General features: G+C 69.5%; 20 protein-coding genes. 15 read left to right on the top strand and 5 right to left on the bottom strand.

The genetic code is table 11. The annotated features are described in order from the left end of the window. The 3 genes from A5747_RS09250 to A5747_RS09260 all read left to right on the top strand — a co-directional run bounded on the left by A5747_RS09250 (position 1) and on the right by A5747_RS09260 (position 4,340). Positions 1–1,341 carry an MFS transporter gene (locus A5747_RS09250; RefSeq protein ID WP_076123517.1) on the top strand — a complete coding sequence of 447 codons (1,341 nt, stop codon included), beginning with the start codon at positions 1–3 and terminating at the stop codon, positions 1,339–1,341. Between the two features lie 220 nt (positions 1,342–1,561). Beyond that, entirely contained in the window at positions 1,562–2,926 is a 1,365-nt protein-coding gene (locus A5747_RS09255; RefSeq protein WP_076123518.1) for an HNH endonuclease signature motif containing protein, read from the top strand. 55 nt (positions 2,927–2,981) lie between these two features. Next, on the top strand, positions 2,982–4,340 hold the full coding sequence (locus A5747_RS09260) for an amino acid permease (RefSeq protein WP_076123536.1): 1,359 nt from the start codon (positions 2,982–2,984) through the stop codon (positions 4,338–4,340). Positions 4,341–4,367: 27 nt separating this feature from the next. Here A5747_RS09260 and A5747_RS09265 read toward each other — a convergent pair whose 3' ends face one another. Beyond that, the gene (locus A5747_RS09265) at positions 4,368–4,763 is read right to left on the bottom strand and encodes a nitroreductase family deazaflavin-dependent oxidoreductase (protein ID WP_076062783.1); all 396 of its coding nucleotides are present in this window, start codon (positions 4,761–4,763) and stop codon (positions 4,368–4,370) included. A 32-nt stretch (positions 4,764–4,795) separates the two neighbouring features. Next, positions 4,796–5,671, bottom strand: a complete 876-nt coding sequence (locus tag A5747_RS09270) for a hypothetical protein (RefSeq protein ID WP_369805037.1) — start codon at positions 5,669–5,671, stop codon at positions 4,796–4,798. A 73-nt stretch (positions 5,672–5,744) separates the two neighbouring features. On the opposite strand from A5747_RS09270, the gene hemL reads away from it, so the two are divergent. The 7 genes from hemL (at position 5,745) to A5747_RS09305 (ending at position 12,994) form a co-directional block, all read left to right on the top strand. Then, on the top strand, positions 5,745–7,079 hold the full coding sequence (gene hemL / locus A5747_RS09275) for a glutamate-1-semialdehyde 2,1-aminomutase (RefSeq protein WP_076123519.1): 1,335 nt from the start codon (positions 5,745–5,747) through the stop codon (positions 7,077–7,079). Beyond that, complete coding sequence (locus A5747_RS09280) at positions 7,079–7,687, top strand: histidine phosphatase family protein (RefSeq protein WP_076123520.1); 609 nt, start codon at positions 7,079–7,081, stop codon at positions 7,685–7,687. Before hemL ends, A5747_RS09280 begins: the two co-directional genes overlap by 1 nt. A gap of 17 nt (positions 7,688–7,704) precedes the next feature. Beyond that, positions 7,705–8,289 (top strand): TlpA disulfide reductase family protein, encoded by a 585-nt coding sequence (locus A5747_RS09285; RefSeq protein WP_076123538.1) that lies wholly within the window; start codon positions 7,705–7,707, stop codon positions 8,287–8,289. Then, positions 8,286–9,065, top strand: coding sequence for a cytochrome c biogenesis CcdA family protein (locus tag A5747_RS09290; RefSeq protein ID WP_076123521.1), 780 nt, complete (start codon positions 8,286–8,288; stop codon positions 9,063–9,065). Before A5747_RS09285 ends, A5747_RS09290 begins: the two co-directional genes overlap by 4 nt. A gap of 47 nt (positions 9,066–9,112) precedes the next feature. Continuing rightward, positions 9,113–10,675 (top strand): cytochrome c biogenesis protein ResB, encoded by a 1,563-nt coding sequence (locus A5747_RS09295; protein ID WP_076123539.1) that lies wholly within the window; start codon positions 9,113–9,115, stop codon positions 10,673–10,675. Next, a complete protein-coding gene (gene ccsB / locus A5747_RS09300) occupies positions 10,672–11,661 on the top strand; it encodes a c-type cytochrome biogenesis protein CcsB (protein WP_076123522.1) in 990 nt (329 codons plus the stop codon). The genes A5747_RS09295 and ccsB overlap by 4 nt, the downstream gene beginning before the upstream one ends. A gap of 94 nt (positions 11,662–11,755) precedes the next feature. Continuing rightward, positions 11,756–12,994, top strand: a complete 1,239-nt coding sequence (locus tag A5747_RS09305) for a MinD/ParA family protein (RefSeq protein ID WP_233147998.1) — start codon at positions 11,756–11,758, stop codon at positions 12,992–12,994. A 20-nt stretch (positions 12,995–13,014) separates the two neighbouring features. Here A5747_RS09305 and A5747_RS24780 read toward each other — a convergent pair whose 3' ends face one another. Continuing rightward, positions 13,015–13,176 carry a hypothetical protein gene (locus A5747_RS24780; protein ID WP_139329607.1) on the bottom strand — a complete coding sequence of 54 codons (162 nt, stop codon included), beginning with the start codon at positions 13,174–13,176 and terminating at the stop codon, positions 13,015–13,017. Between the two features lie 46 nt (positions 13,177–13,222). On the opposite strand from A5747_RS24780, the gene A5747_RS09310 reads away from it, so the two are divergent. Further along, positions 13,223–13,558: a DUF4229 domain-containing protein gene (locus tag A5747_RS09310; protein ID WP_076123524.1), complete on the top strand. Its 336-nt coding sequence runs from the start codon at positions 13,223–13,225 to the stop codon at positions 13,556–13,558. An 8-nt stretch (positions 13,559–13,566) separates the two neighbouring features. On the opposite strand, the gene A5747_RS09315 is transcribed toward A5747_RS09310, so the two are convergent. Further along, on the bottom strand, positions 13,567–14,574 hold the full coding sequence (locus A5747_RS09315) for a beta-ketoacyl-ACP synthase III (protein ID WP_076123525.1): 1,008 nt from the start codon (positions 14,572–14,574) through the stop codon (positions 13,567–13,569). A gap of 121 nt (positions 14,575–14,695) precedes the next feature. On the opposite strand from A5747_RS09315, the gene A5747_RS09320 reads away from it, so the two are divergent. Beyond that, positions 14,696–14,926: a helix-turn-helix domain-containing protein gene (locus A5747_RS09320; protein WP_076123526.1), complete on the top strand. Its 231-nt coding sequence runs from the start codon at positions 14,696–14,698 to the stop codon at positions 14,924–14,926. A 3-nt stretch (positions 14,927–14,929) separates the two neighbouring features. After that, positions 14,930–15,496, top strand: coding sequence for a Clp protease N-terminal domain-containing protein (locus tag A5747_RS09325; protein ID WP_076123527.1), 567 nt, complete (start codon positions 14,930–14,932; stop codon positions 15,494–15,496). Positions 15,497–15,567: 71 nt separating this feature from the next. Here A5747_RS09325 and A5747_RS09330 read toward each other — a convergent pair whose 3' ends face one another. Continuing rightward, complete coding sequence (locus A5747_RS09330) at positions 15,568–16,446, bottom strand: 1,4-dihydroxy-2-naphthoate polyprenyltransferase (RefSeq protein WP_076123528.1); 879 nt, start codon at positions 16,444–16,446, stop codon at positions 15,568–15,570. 34 nt (positions 16,447–16,480) lie between these two features. Between A5747_RS09330 and A5747_RS09335 the strand changes: the two genes are divergently transcribed. Then, on the top strand, positions 16,481–17,257 hold the full coding sequence (locus A5747_RS09335) for an S-methyl-5'-thioadenosine phosphorylase (protein ID WP_233147996.1): 777 nt from the start codon (positions 16,481–16,483) through the stop codon (positions 17,255–17,257). Continuing rightward, the coding region (locus A5747_RS09340) for an NAD(P)-dependent oxidoreductase (RefSeq protein WP_142245502.1) at positions 17,254–17,870 on the top strand (617 nt) is incomplete at its 3' end. The genes A5747_RS09335 and A5747_RS09340, both read left to right, overlap by 4 nt.

Genomic DNA, 17,870 nt, shown 5'->3' on the forward strand with positions numbered 1-17,870 from the left:
ATGGCAACCACGTTGCCCGACGCGGGGATCGCCGCGCCGGTAAGTCACGACGAATCCGACGTCCAGCGACGACGGCGGCTGCGCATGGTCATCGCGGCAAGCCTGCTGGGCACCACCGTCGAGTGGTACGACTTCTTCCTCTACGCCACCGCGGCCGGCCTGGTCTTCAACAAGGTCTTCTTTCCCGACGCCAGCTCCCTGGTCGGCACCCTGCTGGCGTTCGCGACGTTCGCCGTCGGGTTCGTCATGCGCCCGATCGGCGGGCTGGTGTTCGGCCACATCGGCGACCGGATCGGCCGGAAGCGCAGCCTGGCGTTGACCATGCTGATCATGGGCGGCGCGACGGCGTTGATCGGGGTGCTGCCCACCGCGGCGCAGATCGGCGCCTGGGCACCGATCCTGCTGTTGGTGCTGCGCATCCTGCAGGGCTTCGCGCTCGGCGGCGAGTGGGCCGGCGCGGTGCTGCTGGCCGTCGAACACAGCCCGGGGCACCGGCGCGGCCGCTTCGGCGCGGTTCCCCAGGTCGGCCTGGCGCTCGGATTGGCTTTGGGCACAGGCATATTCGCGTACCTGCAGATCGTGTTGGGTTCGGCCCGGTTCCTCGCCTACGGCTGGCGGATCGGGTTCCTGCTGAGCTTGGTGCTGGTCGTGATCGGGATCGTGGTGCGGTTGCGCGTCGAGGAAACCCCGGCTTTCCGCGAGCTGGCCGAGGCCGAGGCCGCATCCAGCGTGCCGATCCGCGAGATCGTCCGCGAACCGCGGTCTCGGCGCAACACCGTGCTCGGGTTGTTGTCGCGCTGGGCGGAGGGTTCGGCGTTCAACACCTGGGGCGTATTCGCGATCAGCTACGCCACCGGCGCGTTGGGGTTGCACCGGGTGTCGGTCCTGGTCGTGGTGACCATCGCGGCCCTGCTGATGGCGGTGCTGCTACCCGTATCGGGGGTTCTGACCGACCGCTACGGCGCGCGGCGGGTGTATCTCGCCGGCGTGATCTGCTACGGCCTGGCGGCCTTTCCCGCGTTCGCCTTGTTCGGCACCAAGAACCTGCTCTGGTTCGGGCTGGCGATGGTCGTGGTTTTCGGTGTGGTGCACGCGCTGCTCTACGGCGCGCAGGGCACGCTGTACTCCGCGCTGTATCCGACGCGCACTCGCTACACCGGTTTGTCGTTCGTCTACCAGGTGTCCGGCATCTACGCCTCCGGGGTCACCCCGATGATCCTCACCGCGCTGATCGCGGCGGCCGGTGGCAAGCCGTGGTTGGCATGCGGGTATCTCGTTGCGACGGCGGCGATCAGCGTGCTCGCCACCGCGCTGATCCGCGAGCGCGACTTGCATTTCTGAGCCCGCCTCGCGCCGCGCGGGTTTCGCGGTGGCGGACAAGGGACCGTCGGCCCGTCTGTGCGGCGACGAACAATCCACAGTCGCGGGTTTGTCCACAGGGCGGGGGCGCATCGCCGGGATTTCGGTTCGCCGTAGATATTGTTGTAATCCCTTGTGTCACTTTGGTTTCAGTGGTCCCAGGACGGCGTTTCTTGTCGGTGGGCGTTCCTAGGATGCCGGTATGGGTTCGAGCACGCGTGAGGAGATCGTCGAGGTCTTCGACGCGCTTGATGCCGACCTGGATCGCTTGTGCGAGTTATCCTTTGACGCGTTCACCAGCCCGGAGGTGTTGCGCGCCGTCGGGCGTCTGGAGCGGGTGGTGCGGCGGCTGCGGGCCCCGCAGCACACGCTGATCAACCAAGTCGGCGCCCAAGCCGGCCCGGAAGAATTGGGCGGCACGCTGCGCTCGGCGCTGGCAGACCGGCTGCGCATCACCAAGGCCGAGGCGGCCCGGCGCATCGCGGAAGCCCAAGATCTCGGGCCGCGGCGGGCGTTGACCGGGGAGCCGTTGGCGCCGCGATTGAATGCCACCGCGATCGCCCAGCGGGCGGGGCTGATCGGCGACGGACACGTGCGGGTGATCCGCGACTTCTTCGCCCACTTGCCCGCCGAGGTGGACGTGTGCACCCGCGAGGCCGCCGATGCCGATCTGGCGGCCAAGGCCGGCGACTATCGCCCCGATGAGTTGGCCCGATACGCCCAGCGCATCATGGACTGGCTGCACCCCGACGGGGAGTTCAGCGAGGCCGAACGCGCCCGCAAGCGCGGCATCACCTTGGGCAAGCAGGAATACGACGGGATGTCGCGCCTCAGCGGCATGGTCACCCCGGAATTGCGGGCGGCCATCGAGGCCATGCTGGCCAAGCTGGCCGCTCCGGGCACCTGCAACCCCGAAGACGAAATCCCTGTCGTCGACCAGGAACCCGACGAGGATGCGGTGCGCCGCGAGAGCCGGTCCCAAGCCCAACGCAACCATGACGCCTTGCTGGCCGCGCTGCGCGCCCTGTTCGCCTCGGGCGAGCTGGGCCAGCACAATGGGCTGCCGGTGTCGATCGTCGTGACCGCCACGCTGCAGGAACTGGAGGCAGCCGCGGGCAAGGCGCTCACCGGTGGGGGAACCCTGGTGCCGATGTCGGATGTGATCCGCTGGGCCGGCCACGCCCATCACTACTTGGCGCTCTTCGATAACGCCAAACCGCTGGCGCTTTACCACGCCAAGCGGTTGGCCTCCCCGGCGCAGCGAATCATGTTGTACGCCAGGGATCGTGGGTGCACGAGGCCGGGCTGCGACGCACCGGCCTACCACAGCCAGGTGCATCATGTCCGCGGCTGGGCCAGAACGCGTCGCACCGACATCGATGACCTCACCTTGGCCTGCGGACCCGATAACCGGCTCGTCGAAAAGGGCTGGACCACCCGCACCAACGCCAGGGGCTGCACGGAATGGCTACCGCCGGCACACCTCGATCGTGGCCAGCCCCGAACCAACGCGTTTCATCACCCTGAACGATTCCTCCGCGGCCAAGACGACGACGAACCCCATTGACGCGTCGCCGGCCGGCCCGATTGCCGCCCTGCCCACCGATGTGCTGTGGTTAACCATGGCCAGCACAACGCAACTGCGCCAAGGGTTGTCGCAACGGCAGCTCAGCATGATCGCGCTCGGCGGGGTGATCGGCGCCGGGCTGTTCGTCGGGTCGGGCGTGGTGATCCGCGATACGGGGCCCGCCGCGTTCCTGACGTATGCGTTGTGCGGTCTGCTGATCGTTCTGGTGATGCGCATGCTGGGGGAGATGGCCGCCGCGAACCCGTCGACCGGATCGTTCGCCGACTACGCGGGGCGGGCGCTGGGCGGCTGGGCGGGTTTTTCGGTCGCCTGGCTGTATTGGTACTTCTGGGTGATCGTCGTCGGCTTCGAGGCGGTCGCCGGCGGGAAGGTGCTGGGCTACTGGTTTCACGCGCCGCTGTGGCTGTTGTCGCTGTGCCTGATGCTGCTGATGACGGCGACGAACTTGTTTTCGGTGACGTCCTTCGGCGAATTCGAATTCTGGTTCGCCGGAATCAAAGTCGCGACGATCGCGGTGTTCCTCGTCGTCGGCACTGTGTTCGCGCTGGGATTCCTCCCCGGCCACCACGCCGACTTCTCCAACCTCACGTCGCGCGGCGGATTCTTCCCGAAGGGCGTGGGCGCGGTCTTCGCAGCCATCGTGGTGGTGATCTTCTCGATGGTCGGCGCCGAGATCGTCACCGTCGCCGCCGCCGAAAGCCGCGATCCCGAGCTCGCCGTCCAGCGGGCGACGCGATCGGTCGTCGCGCGCATCGCGGTCTTCTTCGTCGGCTCGGTCTTTCTTCTTGTCGTGATCCTGCCGTGGAATTCGGTCGAGGTGGGCGCCTCGCCGTATGTCGCCGCGCTCAAACGCATGGGTCTGCCCGCCGCGGGTCAGGTGATGAACGCGGTGGTGCTCACCGCCGTGCTGTCGTGCCTCAACTCGGGCCTCTACACGGCGTCGCGGATGCTGTTCGTCCTCGCCGACCGGCATGAGGCGCCGGCTCGACTGGTCAGGCTGAGCCGGCGTGGCGTGCCGCACCTCGCCATCCTGTTTTCGTCGGCCATCGGATTCGGCTGCGTCGTGATGGCGTGGCTGGCGCCCGGCACGGTGTTTCTGTTCCTGCTCAACTCGTCGGGCGCCGTCATCTTGTTCGTCTACTGGCTGATCGCGCTGTCACAGATCATCCTGCGCCGCCGGACACCGCCGGAAAAGCTGCGGGTGAAGATGTGGCTCTTCCCGGTGCTATCGGTTTTCACCCTCGCCGGGATCACCGCGGTGCTGGTGCAGATGGCGTTCGACCGCTCGGCGCGCAGTCAGCTCTGGCTGTCGCTGCTGTCGTGGGCGGTGGTCATCGGCCTGTACATCGCCGCCCGGGCCCGCGGCCGAATCGCCGCGCGCGCAGCGCAATAGCTCGGTCGGTCCCGTTAGTCGGTCCCGTCAGTCAGTCTTCGTGAGCAGCACCGCCTGCTCGAACGGCAGCCTGGCGAAAGCGGCCCGCCATGCGCCCTCCACGTGCGGGGCCGCCTCGGCCTTGCTGACGACTCGCGGGTCGGTGATGCCGAAAGTCTTGGCATTGCGGCGCATCCGGCCGCCTCCGGCCGCGTCGAGGTTCTTCAGCCAGTCGCGATCCGGGCCGTAGGTCAGCACGATCGCTACCCCGGGCTTGCCGTCGACGCTGGTGTAGAACGCATTCACCGGTGTGCGGTAAGGCTTTCCGGAGCGCCGTCCGACATGCTCGACGATCGCGAACGGCGGCAGCCAGCCGGCCCACATCCGCTGAATGGGGTTGGTTACGTGACGGTTGAAGCGGGCGAGCCGCTGTGGCAATTGCATGCCACCATCCAACCCGCCCCCGACGGCCGACTTCAACCCATGCGGCGCGGCGCGGGCACCAGCGTGCGCGCCAACCGAGCCGGCCGCGACGGCGGCGGATGCCATGGCTGCCGGTCGTCCGCGGGCCAGGCGTAGCACGGCGTCCCGTCGGTCAGCAGCCGCCGCAGCCCCGGAATGGCGAGGGCGCCGGCGGACCAGTCGTAGAGGGGCTCGACGCGGGGCTGGATGACCCCGACGTCGAGCAGATGCGCCACTCCGTGTTCGGCCCGCAGATAGGGAGCCAGGTCGTCGCCGAGCGGGTAGCGGTCGGGCAGCACCCGCGACAGCGACAGGAAGATGCCGGTCATGCCCAATCGCGGATCCCCGAGGGGCCGACCCGCGAACGCCAGCCAGCCGAGCGCGAGCCGGGGCGCGGCGACCAGCGCGTGGGCGTAGAGGACCCGCATCAGCACCAGGTTGATGAAGAAGCGTTCCACGCGGGACTCGCGCGACGCGAGATCCCGGTGGTCGAGGTAGGCGCTGACGACGCTGATGTTGTGTGCCCGGTACCAGCGCCGCGCGGACGGGCGCCGGATGAACTCGAGTGTTGCGGCGACCGCGGGGGAGCTGGGATCGCCGGCATGCCCGAACGCCAGGGCGCGGGCTTCCCAGCCGTCGCACAGCAGGCGTTCGTTCATCGCGCGCCACCAGGGGCTGCCCGGGGCGGACCCGTCGGGCGGGTTGAGCAGCCCGCGTCGCAGCTGCCAGCCCATAAAGGCCGAGGCCGCCAGCCGATACGGCAGGTGGCCCCGGTCCACCCGCCGCGGGACTTCGTAGAGCTCGCGCATCAGCGCCAGCCGCGCATCCGGGTCGTCGCGGACCGCGGCAACCCTGCCACGGGCGATCTCGACGGCCGTCTCCCGAGTCACCAGTCGATTGTGGCGGAGCCAACTCTTACACCCTGTAGTTGATCTGCGCGCGGAGGCTGGAACACTGGTTGCCATGGGCAGCACTGACCAGGCCGCCCCTCAGACTGGAGGGGCTGTGAGGACCTCGGCGGCTCTGTTCGACGATGCGTGCGCGGTCATTCCCGGCGGGGTGAACTCGCCGGTGCGCGCGTTCACGGCGGTGGGCGGCACGCCGCGCTTCATCACCGAGGCGCGCGGATGCTGGCTCGCCGACGCCGACGGCAACCGCTACGTGGACCTGGTGTGCTCGTGGGGTCCGATGATCCTCGGCCACGCCCACCCGGCCGTCGTCGACGCCGTCGCCAAGGCCGCCGCCAACGGACTGTCCTTCGGGGCGCCGACTCCGGCCGAGACCCAGCTGGCCGCCGAAATCATCGGCCGGGTGACGCCGGTCGAGCGGATCCGGCTGGTGAACTCCGGCACCGAGGCCACCATGAGCGCGGTCCGCCTGGCCCGCGGCTTCACCGGCAGGGCCAAGATCGTCAAGTTCTCCGGCTGCTACCACGGGCACGTCGACGCGTTGCTCGCCGACGCTGGCTCCGGGGTGGCGACGCTGGGCCTGCCGTCCTCGCCCGGGGTCACCGGCGCCGCCGCGGCCGACACAATCGTGTTGCCCTACAACGACATTGACGTTGTGCGCGACACGTTCGCGCGGCACGGCGACCAGATCGCGGCGGTGATCACCGAGGCCAGCCCCGGCAACATGGGGGTCGTGCCGCCCGCGCCGGGCTACAACGCGGCGCTGCGCGCGATCACCGCCCAGAACGGTGCGTTGCTGATCGTCGACGAGGTGATGACGGGGTTTCGGGTCAGCCGAAGTGGTTGGTACGGAATCGATCCCGTGGACGCCGACCTGTTCACGTTCGGCAAGGTGATGAGCGGCGGGCTGCCGGCCGCCGCGTTCGGCGGGCGGGCCGAGGTGATGGAGCGGCTGGCGCCGTTGGGACCGGTGTATCAGGCCGGCACGCTGTCGGGCAACCCGGTGGCGATGGCCGCCGGGCTGGCCACGCTGCGCACCGCCGACGCCGCGGTCTACGCCACTCTGGACGCCAACGCCGACCGGCTGGCCGGCCTGCTTTCCGAGGCGTTGACGGAAGCCGGTGTGCCGCATCAGATTCCGCGGGCCGGCAACATGCTCAGCGTGTTCTTCTCCGATACCCCGGTGACCGATTTCGCGTCCGCCCGCGCCAGCCAGACCTGGCGGTTTCCGCCGTTCTTCCACTCCCTGCTGGACGCCGGCGTCTACCCGCCGTGCAGTGCCTTCGAGGCGTGGTTCGTCTCGGCGGCTCTGGACGACGCCGCGTTCGACCGGATCGCCGCCGCGCTGCCGACCGCCGCCCAAGCGGCCGCCCGGAAGGACGGACCCTGATGGCCGAGCAGACCCGCGTCAATGTGGTGCGGCACGGCGAGGTGTACAACCCCAGCGGGGTCCTCTATGGCCGGCTGCCCGGATTTCACCTGTCCGACACGGGCCGGGCGCAGGCGCAGGCGGTCGCCGACGCGCTGGCCGACCGCGACGTCGTCGCGGTGATCTCCTCCCCATTGCAGCGGGCCCAGGAAACGGCCGCGCCCATCGCCGCGAAGCACAACCTGCCCGTCGACACCGACCCCGACCTGATCGAATCGGCCAACTTCTTCGAAGGACGGCGCGTCGGCCCCGGCGACGGCGCCTGGCGCGACCCGCGGTTTTGGTGGCAGCTGCGCAACCCGTTCACCCCGTCCTGGGGCGAGCCGTACACCGAGATCGCGGCCCGGATGACTACCGCGGTGGACAAGGCGCGGGCCCGGGGCGCCGGCCACGAGGTGGTGTGCGTCAGCCATCAACTCCCCGTGTGGACGCTGCGGCTGCACCTGACCGGCAGGCGGCTCTGGCACGACCCGCGCCGGCGGGAATGCGGGCTGGCGTCGGTGACCACGCTGGTCTACGACGGCGACCGGCTGGTCGACGTCGAATACTTCCAGCCGGAGAGCTCTTGAGCGTGCGGTGGCTGGCAATGGCCGGGGCGGTGGTGGCTGGCTTGGTCGCCATGCTGCTGGCCGGCTGCTCGGGCCGCGACGCGGTAGCCCAGGGCGGCACCTTCGAATTCGTGTCGCCGGGCGGTAAGACCGACATCTTCTACGACCCGCCCGCAAGCCGCGGCCGCCCGGGCCCGCTGACCGGGCCGGACCTCGCGGATCCGGCGCACACGATCTCGCTGGCCGACCAAACCTTCGCCGGCAACGTCGTCGTCGTCAACGTCTGGGGGCAGTGGTGCGGGCCGTGCCGGGCCGAGGTCGATCAACTGCAGCGGGTGTACGACGCCACCCGCGGCTCCGGGGTGTCCTTCCTTGGCATCGACGCGCGCGACAACAATCGCCAAGCCGCCCTGGACTTCGTCGACGACCGGCACGTGACCTACCCGTCGATCTACGACCCGGCGATGCGTACCTTGATCGCCTTCGGGGGCAAGTACCCCACCACCGTCATCCCGTCCACTCTGGTGCTGGACCGCCAACACCGGGTCGCGGCGGTGTTCCTGCGTGAGCTGCTGGCCGACGACCTGCGGCCGGTGGTCCAGCGCGTGGCGCAGGAACGATGAACGGATTCACCCAGATCGCCGCCGCCGGGCCGCTGCTGGTGGCGCTGGGGGTGTGCCTGCTGGCGGGGCTGGTGTCGTTCGCCTCGCCGTGCGTGGTCCCGCTGGTGCCGGGCTACCTGTCGTACCTGGCCGCGGTCGTCGGGGTGGACGAAGAGCCTGGGCCCGGCGGCGTCAAAGCCCCGCCGGCCGCCCGGTGGCGGGTCGCCGGGTCGGCGGCCCTGTTCGTGGCCGGGTTCACCGCCGTCTTCGTGCTCGGCACCGTCGCGGTCCTCGGCATGACCACCACGCTGATCACCAATCAGCTTGCGCTGCAACGGGTTGGGGGCGTGCTGACCATCGTCATGGGGCTGGTGTTCGTCGGCCTCGTCCCGGTGCTGCAGCGCGAGGCCCGGTTCAGCCCGCGCCGGTTCACGACGGTGGCCGGAGCGCCGGTGCTGGGCGCGGTGTTCGCGCTCGGCTGGACGCCGTGCCTCGGGCCGACGCTGACCGGCGTGATCACCGTCGCCTCGGCCACCGAGGGTGCGAACGTGGCGCGCGGCATCGCGTTGGTGATCGCCTACTGCCTGGGACTGGGGATTCCGTTCGTCTTGTTGGCGTTCGGCTCGGCGGGGGCGGTGGCCGGCCTGGGCTGGCTGCGCCGGCACACCCGGGCCATCCAGATCTTCGGCGGCGCGCTGCTGATCGCGGTCGGCGCCTTACTGGTCACCGGGGTGTGGAACGACTTCGTCTCCTGGCTGCGCGACGCGTTCGTCTCCGACGTGAGGCTGCCGATTTGAGGCAACTCCTCGCCTGGACACGCAACACCTGGCGCGCGCTGACGTCGATGGGCACCGCGCTGGTGCTGCTGTGCCTGCTCGCGCTCGGCGCGATACCCGGTGCGCTGCTGCCGCAACGAAACCTCAACGCCAGCAAGGTCGACGAGTACCTGGCCACCCACAAGGTGATCGGTCCGTGGCTCGATCGGCTGCAGGCCTTCAACGTGTTCTCCAGCTTCTGGTTCACCGCCATCTACGTGTTGCTGTTCGTGTCGCTGGTCGGCTGCCTCACCCCCCGGACGATCGAGCACGCCCGCAGCCTGCGCGCCACCCCCGTTGCGGCCCCACGTAACCTCGCCCGGCTGCCCAAGCACGGCGAAACCCGGATCGTCGCCGGGCCCGCGGAGCTGAACAGGCTGGCGAACACCATCGCCCGCCGGCTGCGCGGCTGGCGCACGGCCATCCGGCATGAAGGCGAAGTCGTCGAGGTGTCGGCCGAGAAGGGGTATCTGCGCGAATTCGGCAACCTGGTCTTCCACTTCTCGCTGCTGGGCCTGCTGGTCGCGGTGGCCGTCGGCAAGCTGTTCGGCTACGAGGGCAACGTGATCGTCATCGCCGACGGCGGCCCCGGCTTCTGCTCGGCGTCGCCCGCGGCGTTCGACTCTTTCCGCGCCGGCAACACCGTCGACGGCACGTCGCTGCACCCAATGTGCATCCGGGTCAACGACTTTCAGGCGCACTACCTGCAGTCGGGGCAGGCCACCTCGTTCGCCGCCGACATCGATTATCAGGCCGGCCGCGACCTGGCGGCCAACAGCTGGCGGCCCTACCGGCTGGAGGTCAACCACCCGCTGCGGGTGGGCGGTGACCGGGTGTACCTGCAGGGCCACGGCTACGCGCCCACCTTCACGGTCACCTTCCCGGACGGGCAGACGCGCACGTCGACCGTGCAATGGCGACCCGACAACCCGCTGACCCTGCTCTCGTCGGGCGTGGTGCGCATCGACCCGCCCGCCGGCAGCTACCCCAATCCAGCCGAGCGCCGCCAACACGAGATCGCGATCCAGGGCCTGCTGGCGCCGACCGAGCAGCTGGACGGCACGCTGTTGTCGTCGCGGTTCCCGGCGCTGAACGCCCCCGCCGTCGCCGTCGACATCTACCGCGGCGACACCGGCCTGGACACCGGCCGGCCCCAATCGCTGTTCACCCTCGACCCGCGGCTGATCCAGCAGGGCCGGCTGACCAAGGAAGCCAGGGTCAACCTGCGCGCCGGGCAAGAGGTCAGGATCGACCACGGTCCGGCGGCGGGCACCGTCGTCCGATTCGACGGCGCCGTGCCATTCGTGAACCTGCAGGTCTCCCACGACCCAGGCCAGAGATGGGTGCTGGTTTTCGCCATCTCGATGATGGCCGGGCTGTTGGTGTCGCTGCTGGTGCGCCGGCGCCGGGTCTGGGTCAGGCTCACTGAGGCCGGCGACGACGCGGCCGGTACCGTGAACGTCGAATTGGGCGGGCTGGCGCGCACCGACAACTCAGGGTGGGGCGACGAGTTCGAGCGATTGACCCAGCGGTTGCTTGACGGACTGGGCGAGCCAGCGTCCAGAAGGAGTTCTCAGGTGGACGTCACATGAACACGCTGCACGTCAACGTCGGCCTGGCGCGCTACTCCGACTGGGCGTTCACCTCGGCGGTGGTGGCCCTGGTCGTCGCGTTGTTGCTGCTGGCCGTCGAGCTGGCCTACCGAGCCGACCGAGCCGGCGGCCGCCGCGCGGACCACCGCGCGCAGGTGTTGGCCGGTTCGGTCGCCGCAGACAGCGCGAGCCCCGGCATCGTGGACGACGCCCCCCAGCGGCCGCTCGACGAACGCGTCGGGCGGGCCGGGTTGGCAGTGCTCTATCTCGGCATCGGACTCCTGCTCGCGTGCATCGTGCTGCGCGGCCTGGCCACCGTGCGGGTGCCGTGGGGCAACATGTACGAGTTCATCAACCTGACCTGCTTCTGCGGCCTGGTGGCCGGCGCCGTGATACTGCGCCGCCCGCAGTACCGGCCGCTGTGGGTTTTCCTGCTGCTGCCGGTGCTGATCCTGCTGACCGTTTCCGGGCGCTGGCTCTACACCAACGCCGCCCCGGTGATGCCGGCGCTGCAGTCCTACTGGCTGCCCATCCACGTGTCGGTGGTCAGCCTGGGTTCCGGCGTGTTCCTGGTTGCCGGCATCGCCAGCATCCTCTTTCTGCTGCGAACCTCGCGGCTGGGTGACCCCGAGGCCGAAGGCACGCTGGCACGCGTGGTGCGGCGATTCCCCGACGCCCAGACCCTGGACCGCATCGCGTATCGCACAACGATCTTCGCGTTCCCGGTGTTCGGTTTCGGGGTCATCTTCGGCGCGATCTGGGCCGAACAAGCCTGGGGCAGGTATTGGGGCTGGGACCCCAAGGAGACGGTCTCCTTCGTCGCGTGGGTGGTCTACGCGGCGTATCTGCACGCGCGGTCGACCGCGGGCTGGCGGGACAGAAAGGCGGCGTGGATCAACGTGGTGGGCTTCGTCGCCATGGTCTTCAATTTGTTCTTCGTTAACCTGGTGACCGTGGGCCTGCATTCTTACGCCGGGGTGGGCTGACAGCTAGCGACCGACCCAAATAAAACTGCAGCAAGGGGGATTGCACGTGTCCGACCAGCCAGGCGTGGGGGCGCCCGAACATCCGACCACCGAGTTGCGGTCCCCGGACTCGTCCGCGCAGCCGGCCGGCGAATCGTCGGCGGATTCCGGTGAAGCGCCGACCCGGGCGTTCGCCGGGTTCCGCACCGAGCGGCGGGTGCCTGCGCCCGAGCGGCAGGAGACGGCTCCGCCCACGGCGGCGGCCCCGGCGGGCATGCCGCCCTGGGATCCCACGCCCGTCACCGGTATTCCGCGCGTCGACCCGACCGCCTTTGGTGCCTACTACAACGGCGCGCCCGATGCGCCTCCGTTGACAGGCCAAGAAACCCCTTACCGCCCGGAGCATGTCCCGCACACGCCCTATCCGGAACTGTCCACCGGCATGCTGCTGCGGCCCGTCAAACCGCCGCCGTCGGAGGGCTGGCGCCGGCTGCTGTATGTGCTGTCCGGTCAGCTGATCAACCTGGGGGAGAGCCCGCGGGCCGCCCGCTATAACAACCTGGTGGCGCAGGTCAACCGGCCGTTGCGCGGTTCCTATCGGGTGGCGCTGCTGTCGCTGAAGGGCGGGGTGGGCAAAACCACGATCACGGCGACGCTGGGATCTATCTTCGCCTCGATCCGCGGCGATCGGGTGGTGGCTGTGGACGCCAACCCCGACCACGGCACGCTGAGCCAGAAGATCCCGCTGGAGACGTCGGCCACGGTGCGCCAGCTGCTGCACGACGCCGGAACCATCGAGCGCTACAGCGACGTCCGCCGGTACACGTCGAAGGGTCCCAGCGGGCTGGAAATCGTTGCGTCGGACAGCGATCCGTCGATCTCCGATGCGTTCAGCGCCGACGACTACACCCGCACCCTGGACATCCTGGATCGGTTCTACGGCCTGGTGCTCACCGACTGCGGTCCCGGCCTATTGCATTCCGTGATGTCGTCGGTGCTGGACAAGGCCGACCTGCTGATCGTCGTCAGCTCGGGATCCATCGACGGCGCGCGCACCGCCTCGGCGACCCTGGACTGGCTGGACGCCCACGGTCACGAGGAGAAGGTGCGCAATTCGATCGCGGTCATCAACGCGGTGCGGTCACGCACCGGCAAGGTCGACATGAACAAGGTGGTCGACCACTTCTCCCGGCGCTGCCGCGCGGTGCGGCTGATACCGTTCGACCCCCATCTGGAAGAGGGCGCGGAGATCGCTCTGGATCAGCTGCGGCGCCCCACCCGCGAAGCGCTGACCGAGTTGGCGGCCGTGGTGGCCGATGGCTTCCCCGGCGAGCGCAACCCGGGCGTCGCCTAGGGAGGGTGCTACAGAGGGTTCTACAGAGGGTTGTTGTCGTCGTTTCCCAAGCGCCGCAAGAACTCTGGGTCGTCATCGGGTCCGATGACGCGGCTCTTCGGGCGGTGGGTCTGGGACCGCGCCGCGCGCCAGCCAATGTAGATCAGTGTCCCCAAAACCAGGACGAGCAGCAGGTAGAGCACTCAACACCTCCTTTGAGCGAATATACCCGCGCCGTAGGCTCGCACTGTGTCAGAAGACCCTAGGCCCGGTGCGGGCGAGCGCACCGGAAATCACGTCGTCGTCGACGTCCTGGTTTACGCGGCCGCGCGGTTGCTGTTGGTGGTCGCGGTCGCGGCTGCGATCTATGGAATCGCTCGTCTGCTCGGGGTCACCCAGTTCCCCGTCGTCGTTGCGGCGTTGTTCGCGTTGATCATCGCGATGCCGTTGGGCATCTGGCTGTTCGCCCCGCTGCGCCGGCGCGCCACTGCCGCGCTGGCTGTCGCGGGCGAACGCCGCCACCGCGAGCGAGAACAGCTGCAGGCCCGGCTGCGCGGTGAGGCGGACGCCGACCACGACGAGTGAGCCCGCGGTTAGCCCTTGGGCATCACGACGACCTGCGCGGCATAGCACAGGCCCGCGCCGTAGCCGATCAGCAGCGCGAGGTCGCCGGCCTTGGCCGCCCCGGTCTCCAGGAGTTCGGCCATCGCCAACGGGATGGACGCCGCGGACGTGTTCCCGGTGTGCTCGATGTCGTTGGCGATCACCGCGTCCGGGCGCAAGTCCAGGTTCTTGGCGAGGACTTCGTTGATTCGGCTGTTGGCTTGGTGCGGGATGAACACGTCGATCTCGTCGGGTCGGATTCCCGCCGCGTCCATCGCCTGTCGGCCGACCTTGCCCATCTCGAATGCGGCCCAGCGGAACACCGCGCTGCCCTCGAGCCGCAGGAAGGGGCGCGGGCCGGTCGGTTCGTCCATGTAGTCGATCCAGTCGATGTCCTGGCGGATGGCCTTGACCTGTTCACCGTCGCTGCCCGAGATGGTCGGTCCGATGCCTTGGACGGGCGTCTCGCCCACCACGACGCCGGCCGCGCCGTCGGCGAAGATGAAGCAGTTGCTGCGGTCCTGCATGTCGATCGTCGGCGACAGCTTCTCCGAACCGATGACCAGCATCTTGGCGGCGCTGCCACCCCGAATCATGTCGGCCGCAACGCCGATCGCGTAGCCGAAGCCTGCGCACCCCGCCCCGATGTCGAATGCGGGCACACCGGCAGCGCCCAGGCCCGTCGCGACCTCCGGGGCACAGGGCGGGGTCTGCAGGAAATGGGTGCTGGTCGCGACGATCACGCCGTCGATGTCGCTGGGCGCCAGTCCAGCGTTGGCAATCGCCAGCCGGCCCGCCTCGATCGCCATGGACGCGGCGGATTCGTCGCGGGCGGCGAATCGGCGCGTCTTGATTCCCGTCCGCGATTGGATCCACTCGTCGGAGGAGTCGATGTTGCGGCACAGCTCGTCGTTGGAGACGACGCGCTCGGGCCGGTATGCCCCGACGCTGAGCAAGCCGATGCTCTTGGGCCCACTGGTCGTGGTGATCTGGTTCATGGGAGTCCTCGATCCAACGCCGGTCCTTCATTGTTATCGGATCGCTGGAATCGATGAGCGCCGGGATCGGTTTTGTCAAGCTTTATTGACGTCTGCGCTGTGTCAAGTTACATTGACGTCTATGACGGAACTGTCCGACCTGCCCGACCTGGGGCCGGCCGCCGATGCGGCGAGTAACGCCGACCCCGCGATAGGCCTGCGCGCGGTGCGCGCGCTGCAGCGTTTGCAGGAGCGCCTCGAGGCGATCCACGTCGCCAACGCCCGCGAGCGGGGCTGGAGCTGGCAGGCCATCGCCGAGGCGCTCGGGGTGAGCCGGCAGGCCGTGCACCAGAAGTACAACCGGAGGAGATGACGCATGTTCGAGCGCTTCACCCGTCAAGCCCGGGTCGCCGTCGTGCTCGCCCAGGAGGAGGCCCGTGAGCTGCGGACCCGCGAAATCACCCCGCAGCACCTGCTGCTCGGCGTCCTGCAGGCCGCGGGCAGCGATCTGTCCGGGGTGCTGAGCGGCTACGGCCTGACCGCCGACGGCGTTCGCGCCCGGTTGCTTGAGGCCGCCCCCAGCACCGACGATTCCTTCGACGAGGATGCCGAGGCACTGCGGGCCATCGGCATCGACCTGGGCGCGGTGCGCGACAGCGTGGCGCGCACGTTCGGCGCCGACGCGTTCGACAACGCGCTGCCCCGCTCGGGCCGGCGGCGCCGCCGTCGCGGGCACATCCCCTTCAGCCGCGCCGCGAAGAAATGCGTCGAGCTGGCCGTGCGAGAAGCGTTGCACCACAAGGACAACGAGATCGCTTGCGCGCATCTCCTACTGGGCATCATGCGCAGCGGCGACAAGCCGGCCGTCGGCCTGATCACCGAGCACGTCTACACCGCGCAGCTGCGCGCCGCCATCCTGGAGCTGCTCGACAAGGCCGCCTAGGCCCGCTCGCTTCGCATCGAGTGTGCATCCACGGCGGCGACACGCCGACGCGCGGCGCCCTGGGCGCACACTCAAAGCCCTGATTGCACAGCCAACGACGCCGCCACCGCGATCGCCCACACGATCATCGCCAGCCCGGTGTCGCGCAGCACCGGGATCAGCTCGGGCCCGCCGCGGCCGGATCGGACCGGCCGCGCGGCGCGCAGGGCCAGCGGCGTGGCCGCCAATCCCGTTGCGCACCACGGTGTCGCGAGCATCAGCACCAGGGTCATAACCCCGGCGATCGCCAGCAATGCCTGATACAGAAGCCGGGTGCGGGCATCGCCCAGCCGTACCGCCAGGGTGATCTTGCCGGACTGCGCATCGGTCGGAATGTCTCGCAGGTTGTTCGCCACCAACACCGACGACGATAGCGCCCCGATCGACACCGCCAGCACCAGTCCCACCCAGTCCACCCGCAACGCCTGGGTGTACTGCGTGCCGAGCACGGCGACCAGGCCGAAGAACACGAACACCGCGACCTCGCCAAAACCGGAGTACCCGTAGGGTTTTGACCCGCCGGTGTACAGCCACGCTCCGGCGATGCAGGCGGCGCCCACCACGATCAGCCACGGCGAGCTCACCAGCGCCAGCGCCAGGCCGGCCGCCGCGCCGACGGTCAGGCCCGTCACCGCCGCCGTCAGCACCGACCGCGGGCTGGCCAGCCGCGAGCCGACCAGCCGCACCGGGCCGGCCCGCTCGTCGTCGGTGCCGCGGATGCCGTCGGAGTAGTCGTTGGCGTAGTTGACGCCGATGATCAGCGCGACCGCGACGGTCAGCGCCAGCAGCGCCTTCCACCACACCGCCGAGTGCAGCCACGCCGCCGCGCCGGTGCCCGCGACCACCGGTGCCACCGCGTTGGGCAGCGTTCGCGGCCGAGCCCCCGAGATCCACTGCGCGAAACTGGCCACCAGGGCATCCTGCCCTATGCACCACAATGGTCGGATGCTCGGAGTGATCGGCGGCAGCGGCTTCTACACGTTCTTCGAGTCCGGCGTCCGCGACATCGACGTGGACACCCCGTACGGCGAGCCCAGCGCCCCGGTCACGGTCGGCGCGGTCGCGGGACACGAGGTCGCATTCCTGCCACGCCACGGCGCCAAGCACGAATACTCGGCGCACACCGTCCCCTACCGGGCCAACATGTGGGCGCTGCGCAAGCTCGGGGTGCGGCGGGTCTTCGCGCCATGCGCGGTCGGCAGCCTGAACCCCGACTACGGGCCCGGCAGCGTGGTGGTGCCCGACCAGCTGGTGGACCGCACCACCGGTCGCCCCGACACCTACTTCGACTCCGGCGCCGTCCATGTCGACTTCGCCGACCCGTATTGCCCGACGTTGCGCTCGGCGGTCACCGGCCTGCCCGGTGTGGTCGACGGCGGGACCATGGTGGTGATCCAGGGGCCGCGATTTTCCACCCGGGCGGAAAGCCGATGGTTCGCCTCGGCCGGCTTCGGCCTGGTCAACATGACCGGATATCCGGAGGCGGTGCTGGCTCGGGAACTCGAAATGTGCTATGCGGCAATCGCTTTGGTGACCGATCTGGATGCCGGTGTCACGACGGGCGAGGGCGTGAAGGCCACCGATGTGTTCGCCCAATTCGAAAAGAACATCGGGCCGTTCAAGAAGCTGGTGGCCTCGGCGATCGGCCGGGTCACTGCCGAACGCGGCTGCACGCACTGCCTGGCGCACGCCGGGGTGACGCTGCCGGTGGAGCTGCCGTGAGGGTGTTGCTCACCGGGGCGGCCGGGTTCATCGGATCGCGGGTGGACGCTGCGCTGCGCGCGGCCGGCCACGAAGTGATCGCCGTCGACGCGCTGCTGCCCGCCGCCCATGGGCCGAACCCGGTGTTACCGCCGGGATGCCGAAGGGTCGACGTCCGCGATGCCGACGCGCTGGCCCCGCTCCTGCGCGGTGTCGACCTGGTCTGCCACCAGGCCGCGATGGTGGGCGCGGGCGTGGATGCCGCCGACGCGCCCGCCTACGGCGGTCACAACGACTTCGCCACCACCGTGCTGTTGGCTCAGATGTTCGCCGGGGGCGTGCGGCGTCTCGTGCTGGCCTCGTCGATGGTGGTCTACGGGCAGGGCCGCTATCACTGCCCCGAGCACGGGCCCGTCGACCCGCTGCCGCGGCGGCGCGCGGACCTGGACGCCGGGATCTTCGAGCACCGCTGCCCGGTCGGCGGCGAGGAGCTGGGGTGGCGGCTGGTCGACGAGGACGCCGCGCTGCGACCGCGCAGCCTGTACGCGGCCAGCAAGACCGCGCAGGAGCATTACGCGCTGGCGTGGTCGGAGTCGACGGGCGGCTCGGTCGTCGCATTGCGCTACCACAACGT

The organism is Mycobacterium sp. IS-836, assembly GCF_001954275.1.
Taxonomy (GTDB): domain Bacteria; phylum Actinomycetota; class Actinomycetes; order Mycobacteriales; family Mycobacteriaceae; genus Mycobacterium.

Coding starts and splice junctions, on each gene's coding strand:
- A5747_RS09250 (WP_076123517.1), top strand. CDS start 1: ATGGCAACCACGTTGCCCGACGCGGGGATCGCCGCGCCGGTAAGTCAC.
- A5747_RS09255 (WP_076123518.1), top strand. CDS start 1,562: ATGGGTTCGAGCACGCGTGAGGAGATCGTCGAGGTCTTCGACGCGCTT.
- A5747_RS09260 (WP_076123536.1), top strand. CDS start 2,982: ATGGCCAGCACAACGCAACTGCGCCAAGGGTTGTCGCAACGGCAGCTC.
- A5747_RS09265 (WP_076062783.1), bottom strand. CDS start 4,763: ATGCAATTGCCACAGCGGCTCGCCCGCTTCAACCGTCACGTAACCAAC.
- hemL (WP_076123519.1), top strand. CDS start 5,745: ATGGGCAGCACTGACCAGGCCGCCCCTCAGACTGGAGGGGCTGTGAGG.
- A5747_RS09280 (WP_076123520.1), top strand. CDS start 7,079: ATGGCCGAGCAGACCCGCGTCAATGTGGTGCGGCACGGCGAGGTGTAC.
- A5747_RS09285 (WP_076123538.1), top strand. CDS start 7,705: ATGGCCGGGGCGGTGGTGGCTGGCTTGGTCGCCATGCTGCTGGCCGGC.
- A5747_RS09290 (WP_076123521.1), top strand. CDS start 8,286: ATGAACGGATTCACCCAGATCGCCGCCGCCGGGCCGCTGCTGGTGGCG.
- A5747_RS09295 (WP_076123539.1), top strand. CDS start 9,113: ATGGGCACCGCGCTGGTGCTGCTGTGCCTGCTCGCGCTCGGCGCGATA.
- ccsB (WP_076123522.1), top strand. CDS start 10,672: ATGAACACGCTGCACGTCAACGTCGGCCTGGCGCGCTACTCCGACTGG.
- A5747_RS09315 (WP_076123525.1), bottom strand. CDS start 14,574: ATGAACCAGATCACCACGACCAGTGGGCCCAAGAGCATCGGCTTGCTC.
- A5747_RS09320 (WP_076123526.1), top strand. CDS start 14,696: ATGACGGAACTGTCCGACCTGCCCGACCTGGGGCCGGCCGCCGATGCG.
- A5747_RS09325 (WP_076123527.1), top strand. CDS start 14,930: ATGTTCGAGCGCTTCACCCGTCAAGCCCGGGTCGCCGTCGTGCTCGCC.
- A5747_RS09335 (WP_233147996.1), top strand. CDS start 16,481: ATGCTCGGAGTGATCGGCGGCAGCGGCTTCTACACGTTCTTCGAGTCC.